Here is a 6803-nt window from a genome sequence, read left to right as displayed (position 1 = left end):
ATCGCAGCCAGTGAGTCAAGGACAGCGTGTAGAACCGACACCACAGACATCGCAGCCAGTGAGTCAAGGACAGCGTGTAGAACCGACACCACAGATATCGCAGCCAGTGAGTCAAGGGCAGCGTGTAGAACCGACACCACAGATATCGCAGCAGGTACAGCAAGTAACGCAAACACAGCAGCAAATGGCGCAGTCACAGCAAGAGGTCAGTGCCGATCAGAAGCGTGCTGCCATGCGTTCGGACGCACAGGCAGCCAGCAGGGCCGAAGCGGTGCGGCAAAGTGAGGCCGTCCGTCAGAATGAAACGGCACATACTGTGCGAGCTACACCGGCACACCCGTTCCCAGGAGGGGGTGAACCAGCACAGCCTGCGATACCCGCATCGGTAATGCGTGCGCAGGCACAGTCGGGGGGCGCGACGGCAGGTGAGCGCGGAGCCACTGAAACCGTCCCGGCTGCGGGCATGGGCGCTGAAGTGAATGTCGATCCATTACGCCTTACCGAAACAGGTCAACCCGAAACCATTACACAACCCGGTGCCGAACAGTCGGCTCCGGAGCAGCCGCTTGTGAGCAGTGATTCGGCCGCTGATGAGGCGCGTCAGCCACTCAACCTGCAGCCGCAGAGCAGTTCCACTCAATCGGCAATCGGAGCAACGGCGTCAACATCATCTGATGGCGTGTTGGATGCCGCTGTTACGACTAATGGTGCGCAACGCTCCGGTCCTGATGTGGCTGGTGGGCGAGCTCAGGCTGAAATGGTGGCCAGTCGTGCAGACCAGGTAGTGCAGAGCGGCACCGGCAGTAACATGGGTGATGAGGAGGGGCGAGAGGAACAACCGCCTCAGCGGCAGGATTCACAGCAGGCCCAGGCTGCCGCCGGCAACCGTACGCAGAGTGTTGCGTCAGGAGGTGCCCTGCCACAGCAACCCTTTTCACTGGCTCAGCAACAGCTGCTCTCGCCCAACTGGGGGCGTGCGATGGGTGAGCGTGCGATTATGATGGCCCAGCACGGTCCGCGAACGGCCCAGATTCAGCTTGATCCGCCTGAGTTGGGTGCCATGCAGATTCGTATCCACATGCAGGGCGGCGATCAGGTCAGTGTCAGCTTCACCAGCCCCAATCCAATGGTTCGTGAGGCGCTGGAGCAGCAGATGCCACGTCTGCGCGAAATGTTTGCCGAGCAGGGACTCAATCTGCAAGATTCTTCAGTGGCGGACCAGTCCTCCCAGCAGCAATCCGGGCAGCACGAACAGGCGCGGCAGGGCCAGCCCGGTGGCCGTTATGGGCAGGGTGACGCGGGTCCGAACGAAGGGCTGACTTTGCATTCGGTCAAGGTCGGTCTGGTGGACTATTACGCCTGAGGCTTCAGCCCCAAAAACAGTGTGTTATATTAGTCTCCATCCAAGCGCATTAACGCTCGACCAGCGGAGGCACTGATGGCAGATAAAGAAGAAGCGGCGGATGACGAACAGGGAGCCAAGGGTTCCAAAAAGAAGTTAATCATCATACTCGTGGCCGTGACGCTCCTGTTGTTGGGTGGGGGTGGTGCCGCTGCATTCTTCCTGCTGTCGGGCGATGGCGGCTCCGATGGCGAAGCTCAGCAGGTTGAGGCGGTCAAGCGAGAGGCGATCTATACCAAGGTCCGTACGCTGGAGGGCAAGCCATCCTTTGTGGTAACCCTGCAGTCGTCTGATGGCAAGCGGCATTACATGCAGGCCTTTATCGAGGCCAAAAGTCGGGACCCGGTTGTGGATGAGGCACTGAAGCTGCATATGCCGTTGATCGTGGCACGTCTCAATGCTCTGTTCGCTACCCAGGCATTTGAAGAACTGCAGACGCTGGAAGGCAAACAGGCGCTGCGAACAGAAGCTACGGCGCTGGTGCAGTCGATTATGCAGGAAAAAATCGGCCAGCCCGGGGTCGAAACGATCCTCTTTACCAACTTTGTGATGCAGTAGGGTTATCCATGTCGGTCAAGGACCTGCTTTCACAGGATGAAATAGATGCGCTGTTGCACGGTGTTGATGACGGTGATGTCGAGACCGAAGACAATGCCGATGAGGATGCTGATGGCATAAGGCCATATGATCTGGCCAGCCATGAGCGTATCGTGCGTGGGCGAATGCCAACGCTCGAGATGATCAATGAGCGTTTTGCCCGCCACACTCGAATCAGTCTGTTTAATTTGTTGCGCCGCACCGCCGATGTGACCGTCGGTGGCATCCAGGTCATGAAGTACGGCGACTATATCCATACCCTTTATGTCCCCACCAGCATGAGCCTGGTCAAGGTGCATCCATTGCGGGGTACGGCGCTGTTCATCATGGATGCACGGTTGGTATTCAAACTGGTGGACCAGTTCTTTGGAGGGGATGGGCGGCATGCGAAGATCGAGGGGCGAGAGTTTACTCCCACCGAAACGCGCATTGTTCACAAAACCCTGCAGCAGCTGTTTCAGGATCTTAAGGATGCCTGGCGTTCAGTAGCCGAGCTGGAGTTTGAGCATATTGGTCATGAAGTAAATCCGGCCATGGCTAACGCCATCAACCCGACTGAAGTTGTGGTGGTGAGCTCGTTTCAGATCGACCTTGAAGGCGGCACCGGCGAACTCCATATTACCATGCCCTATTCAATGCTGGAGCCGATCCGCGAGCAACTTGTATCGGGCGTGCAGGCCAATGAGGAGAAGGGTGATGAGCGCTGGCTGACAGCATTGCGGCGTGACATCATGATGGCCACGCTGGAACTCGATCTGACCGTGGCCGAACGCGAGTTGACACTGCGTGATGTGATGCAGCTGGAAGCGGGCGATGTTATCCCGGTAGAAATGCCTGAAAATCTTGAGCTGAGAGCCAACGGCATCCCCATGTTTGAGTGCCAGCTGGGGACCTCGCGTGGTAATCTGGCGGTTAAAATCAAGGACCCCATCAAGCGGCCGGGTAGTGAGTAAACCGGCCGGCGGAGAGTGACCAAGGTGAGTGACGAGAACAACGATCAGGATCAACAGGCGCTGGCGGACGAGTGGGCCGCAGCGCTGGAACAGCAGACCGGTGATGCCGGTGTGGATACAGATGCTCTGCTGGATGATGTTCAGGCGCAGTCCGGGGGCGGGGCTCAAGGTGTCGAACTCGATGAGCTGAAGGATGAATCCACGCCGATTGCGGATCCCAAGCTGGATGTGATTCTGGATATTCCGGTACACCTGACGATGGAGGTGGGCGGTACGGAGATCGCCATTCGCAACCTTCTGCAGCTGAGTCAGGGATCGGTCATTGAGCTCGACCGTGTGGCGGGAGAGCCGCTGGATGTGAAAGTAAATGGTACCCTCATCGCGCACGGTGAAGTGGTCGTGGTGAATGACCGCTATGGTATTCGCCTGACCGACGTGATCAGTCCGCAGGAACGCATTCGGCGGCTTAAATGAGGGCTTTGCTTGCTCTGATGCTGTTGCCGACACTGGCATCGGCTGCTGAAGAGACCGGCAAGGCCAGTGCACGTGTCGATCTGCCGGACCCGCTGTCGTTGGGTGCTATAGGCCAGCTGCTGCTCGGGTTGGCGCTGGTGGTTGGGCTTATCCTGGTGTTGGCCTGGCTGGTCCGTCGAGTGAATGGTGCGCCGGCGCAGGGCAGGGGGATGAAAGTGCTGGCAGCGCTGCCGCTGGGGCAACGCGAACGTGCCGTGCTGGTTCAGATCGGGCAGGAGCAGATGTTGCTTGGCGTGGCGCCAGGTCGTGTAAGCTTGCTGGCACGGTTTGATGAACCTGTGCTGGATTCGGCAGAGCTGCGAGGGGCAGCCTTTGCCGATCGTTTGCAGCAAGTACTGGGGCGGGGGCAAAGCGGGTCATGAAATGCAGGCTGCTTCCCATGCTGTTATTGCCGCTGTTGATGCTGCCCTCCATGGCTGCAGTAGCTGAAACCGGCATTCCGGCCGTGACGCTGGTTACCGGCGAGGATGGAACCAGCAACTACAGCGTCACCATCCAGATCCTGGCATTGATGACGCTGCTGACGTTCCTGCCGGCCATGTTGATGATGATGACCTCATTTGCACGCATCATTATCGTATTTGCCATTCTGCGGCAGGCATTGGGTCTGCAACAGACACCTTCCAACCAGATCATCATCGGTCTGTCTCTATTCCTGACGCTGTTCATCATGTCGCCGGTGCTGGAAGAGGTGAATGTCCGCGCTGTGCAGCCGTATATGGCTGAAGAGCTGGGGCCGATGGAGGCCTTTGAAGCGGCAGGTGTCCCCTTTCATGAGTTCATGCTGAACCAGACTCGCGAGAGCGATCTGCAGCTGTTCATGCGGATCTCGGAAACGCCTCCAGTGGAAACGGCAGAAGAGATCCCGTTTACTATACTGATACCGGCGTTCGTTACCAGTGAGCTGAAAACCGCCTTTCAGATCGGTTTCATGCTGTTCATACCCTTTCTGGTGATCGACCTGGTGGTCGCCAGTGTACTGATGGCTATGGGTATGATGATGCTGTCTCCAATCATCATCTCTTTGCCATTCAAAATCATGTTGTTTGTATTGGTGGATGGCTGGGCCATGGTGATCGGTACGCTGGCCGCAAGTTTTGGTGTTTAGGGAGGTGTTATGGATCCAGGCATGACGCTTGACCTGTTCGGTCGCGCACTCTGGCTGGTGGTCATCATCGTCGCCGTCATTGTTGGCCCGGCACTGGCGGTCGGTTTGATCATATCGGTGTTTCAGGCCGCAACCCAGATCAACGAACAGACGCTGAGTTTTTTGCCCCGCCTGATTGTAACGCTGCTGGCGGTGATGTGGGCAGGTCCCTGGATCGTTACCAATATATCGGATCTGTTCAATTACCTGTTCATGAACATCCCCAGACTGATCTCCTAGGCCATGGAAATTACCCTGCTGCAGGTCGAGCAAATGGTCAGCAGTTTTCTTTGGCCTCTGTTCCGTGTTTCCTCCTTTTTCATGGCAATGCCGATCATCGGTACCCAGATGTTGCCGATGCGTTTGCGCCTTGGGCTGGCACTGGCGGTGACCGTTTTAATCGTGCCGGTGTTGCCCCCCATGCCTGAATTTGATGGCTTGTCGCTGCAGAACTGGATTGTGGTGGCTCAGCAGGTACTGATTGGTTCCTTGCTTGGCTTTTCAGCCAATATTCTGCTGCAGAGTTTTGTGGCTGGTGGCCAGATTATGGCAATGCAGATGGGGCTTGGCTTCGCCTCCATGACCGATCCGGCAAACGGTGTGAATACCGTTATCCTGTCCCAGATCTATCTGATGATGGTGATGATGCTGTTTCTGGGGATGAATGGCCATCTGGTGTTGATCGAAATTATGGTGGACAGTTTCGACGTCATTCCGGTAGGGCTGGAGGGTGTCAGTAAAATGACGCTATGGGAGATTGCCCATTGGGGAGGGTGGCTGTTCATGGCTGCGCTCATGATGTCACTACCGGCCGTCACGGCGTTGCTGGTGATCAATTTTGCCTTTGGCATCATGACCAAGGCGGCACCCCAGTTGAATATCTTTGCGATTGGCTTCCCTTTCACCATGCTGATGGGGGTGTTCATTGTCTGGGTCAGCCTTTCCGGTTTTTTCAGTCACTATCAGACATTCTCGGCCGAAGCGCTGGAGAATGTCAGCCAGCTTTTAAAAGCAGGGCGCTGATATGGCTGAAGAGACGGGTCAGGAAAAGACAGAACAACCCACGGAGAAGCGCATCAAGGATGCGCGACAAAAAGGTGATATTCCACGCTCACGTGAACTGGCCTCCACCGCATTGCTGTTGGCATCGGCAGCTGCCGCTATTCTGTTTGGCGGTAATGTGGCCGCCACCATGATAAGCATCATGCAGGAAAGTTTTACCCTCGATCGCCAAGATGTTTTTGATACAGCGCGCATGTTTACGCATCTGGGTGAGGCTCTGTATGAAGGGTTTTTCAGCCTGTGGGGGTTTTATCTGCTGACGTTGCTGGCGGCGCTGCTGAGCCCGATCGCTCTGGGTGGCTGGAATTTCAGCGGCCAGGCGATTCAGCCCAAGGGCAGTCGGATCAACCCGCTCAGCGGGCTCAAGCGGATGTTCTCGCTCAAGGCTCTGATTGAGCTGTTCAAGGCGCTGGCCAAGTTTCTATTGGTGGGGGCCTTTGCAATCATGGTTCTGTGGCTGGATCGGCCTGACCTGTTTGCACTTGCGAGAGAGGCAGTGGAGCCGGCCATTGCCCATTCACTGCAGATTCTGGGCTGGTCCTTTCTGGTGATGAGTTTGTCGTTGATTATCATCTCGTTGATTGATGTGCCGTTTCAGCTCTACGACTACAACAAGAAGCTGAAAATGACGCTGCAGGAAGTCAAGGATGAGATGAAGAACACCGAGGGTAAGCCCGAGGTCAAGGGGCGTATCCGTCAACTCCAGCGTGAAATTTCACAACGCAAGATGATGTCCGAAGTGCCTGAGGCCGATGTGGTGATCACCAACCCGACTCACTATGCCGTCGCGCTGAAGTATGATCAGGGTGGCAGTGGGGCGCCACGTGTGGTTGCCAAGGGGGTGGACTTTGTTGCCCTCAAGATCCGCGAGATCGCACAGGAGCATGATGTGCCGCTTTTGTCGGCTCCTCCACTGGCACGTGCACTCTATCATGCCACTGAGATTGGTGACGAGATTCCCGCCGGGCTCTACCAATCGGTTGCCCAGGTATTGGCTTATGTGTTTCAGCTCAAGCGCTATCGCAAACGGCTGGAGGAAGCGCCGGAGCCGTTGCGGGATGAAGATATCGATATCCCTGAAGAGTATCGCAAGGATCCGGATGAGTAG

General features: G+C 56.4%; 9 protein-coding genes. All 9 read left to right on the top strand.

The window, feature by feature from the left end:
* Nucleotides 1–1363: flagellar hook-length control protein FliK (locus ABIE61_RS12280; RefSeq protein WP_354409855.1), on the top strand; the 1363-nt coding region annotated here is incomplete at its 5' end.
* 75 nt (nt 1364–1438) lie between these two features.
* Nucleotides 1439–1960, top strand: coding sequence for a flagellar basal body-associated FliL family protein (locus tag ABIE61_RS12275; protein ID WP_354409852.1), 522 nt, complete (start codon nt 1439–1441; stop codon nt 1958–1960).
* A gap of 8 nt (nt 1961–1968) precedes the next feature.
* Nucleotides 1969–2952: a flagellar motor switch protein FliM gene (gene fliM, locus ABIE61_RS12270; protein WP_091822427.1), complete on the top strand. Its 984-nt coding sequence runs from the start codon at nt 1969–1971 to the stop codon at nt 2950–2952.
* Nucleotides 2953–2976: 24 nt separating this feature from the next.
* Nucleotides 2977–3426: a flagellar motor switch protein FliN gene (fliN, locus tag ABIE61_RS12265; RefSeq protein WP_091822880.1), complete on the top strand. Its 450-nt coding sequence runs from the start codon at nt 2977–2979 to the stop codon at nt 3424–3426.
* On the top strand, nt 3423–3848 hold the full coding sequence (fliO, locus tag ABIE61_RS12260) for a flagellar biosynthetic protein FliO (protein WP_091822424.1): 426 nt from the start codon (nt 3423–3425) through the stop codon (nt 3846–3848). The genes fliN and fliO overlap by 4 nt, the downstream gene beginning before the upstream one ends.
* The gene (gene fliP, locus ABIE61_RS12255) at nt 3845–4594 is read left to right on the top strand and encodes a flagellar type III secretion system pore protein FliP (protein WP_206839120.1); all 750 of its coding nucleotides are present in this window, start codon (nt 3845–3847) and stop codon (nt 4592–4594) included. Before fliO ends, fliP begins: the two co-directional genes overlap by 4 nt.
* Before the next feature lie 9 nt (nt 4595–4603).
* Nucleotides 4604–4873, top strand: coding sequence for a flagellar biosynthesis protein FliQ (fliQ, locus tag ABIE61_RS12250; RefSeq protein WP_091822419.1), 270 nt, complete (start codon nt 4604–4606; stop codon nt 4871–4873).
* A 3-nt stretch (nt 4874–4876) separates the two neighbouring features.
* Nucleotides 4877–5656 (top strand): flagellar biosynthetic protein FliR, encoded by a 780-nt coding sequence (fliR, locus tag ABIE61_RS12245; RefSeq protein WP_091822416.1) that lies wholly within the window; start codon nt 4877–4879, stop codon nt 5654–5656.
* A gap of 1 nt (nt 5657) precedes the next feature.
* Complete coding sequence (gene flhB / locus ABIE61_RS12240) at nt 5658–6803, top strand: flagellar biosynthesis protein FlhB (RefSeq protein ID WP_206839122.1); 1146 nt, start codon at nt 5658–5660, stop codon at nt 6801–6803.

This window comes from Marinobacterium sp. MBR-111 (genome assembly GCF_040547585.1).
GTDB classification, from domain to species: domain Bacteria; phylum Pseudomonadota; class Gammaproteobacteria; order Pseudomonadales; family Balneatricaceae; genus Marinobacterium; species Marinobacterium iners.
Note: the sequence above shows the minus strand (reverse complement) of the source record. Positions and strands in the feature narration are given on the sequence as shown.